Origin of the sequence: Mesorhizobium sp. M4B.F.Ca.ET.017.02.2.1, from assembly GCF_003998955.1 — a bacterium.
Taxonomy (GTDB): domain Bacteria; phylum Pseudomonadota; class Alphaproteobacteria; order Rhizobiales; family Rhizobiaceae; genus Mesorhizobium; species Mesorhizobium abyssinicae.
The window spans coordinates 1-914 of the sequence record NZ_RZOF01000653.1; the positions used below are offsets into that span (position 1 = coordinate 1).

The window sequence follows — 914 nt, forward strand, 5'->3', positions numbered from 1 at the left end:
CGGGGAAGCTGCGGTTGAGATTGCCCTTGTCGATCGGCGAGGTGCGGGTGCCGGCGCGGAAGGCCGGGTAGTTCATCGCCGGCACGATGATGACCGTGCCGGTAACCTCCCTGGGATCGAGTGTGCGGGCAAGGTCGTAGAGCGCCAGCGGCCCCTCATACTCGTCGCCATGGTTGCCGCCGGTGAGCAGCGCCGTCGGCCCGTTGCCGTTGCGGATGACGCAGACCGGGATCATCACCGAGCCCCAGGCCGAATCGTCGCGGCTGTAGGGCAGGCGCAGGAAACCGTGCTGAACGCCGTCCTTGTCGAAATCGACGGTCGGGGCGATCGGTGAGGGACGCAAGGCCGGCATCCGATCAATCCTTCGCGACCAGCTTGCGCGGCACATTGGCCAGGCACTCGACGCCGGTCTCGGTGATCAAAATGGATTCGGTGATCTCCAGCCCCATCGTCTCCAGCCAGAGGCCCGTCATGAAGTGGAAGGTCATGCCGGGTTTCAGCTCGGTGCGGTCGCCGGGGCGCAGGCTCATGGTGCGCTCGCCCCAGTCCGGCGGATAGGAGATGCCGATCGGATAGCCGGTGCGGTTGTCCTTGACGATGCCGTATTTCTTCAAGACGGCGAAGAAGGCGTTGGCGATGTCCTCGCATGTGTTGCCGGGCCTGGCGGCGGCAAGACCGGCCTCCATGCCTTCCAGCGTCGCCTTCTCGGCATCGAGGAAGGCCTGCGTCGGCTTGCCGAGGAAGACGGTGCGCGACAGCGGGCAATGGTAGCGGTTGTAGCAGCCGGCGATCTCGAAGAAGGTGCCCTCGCCGGCCTGCATCGGCCGGTCGTCCCAGGTCAGATGCGGCGCCGAGGCATCGGCGCCCGACGGCAGCAGCGGCACGATCGCCGGATAGTCGCCGCCGATCCCATC

At 66.6% G+C, this 914-nt stretch carries 2 protein-coding genes; both read right to left on the reverse strand.

Annotation, left to right across the window (positions count from 1 at the left end):
* Positions 1 to 352, reverse strand: a 352-nt coding sequence (locus tag EN738_RS34635) for a succinylglutamate desuccinylase/aspartoacylase family protein (RefSeq protein WP_189606152.1), incomplete at its 3' end; no start/stop codon positions are given.
* A gap of 4 nt (positions 353 to 356) precedes the next feature.
* The coding region (locus tag EN738_RS34640; RefSeq protein ID WP_127287404.1) for a M24 family metallopeptidase at positions 357 to 914 on the reverse strand (558 nt) is incomplete at its 5' end.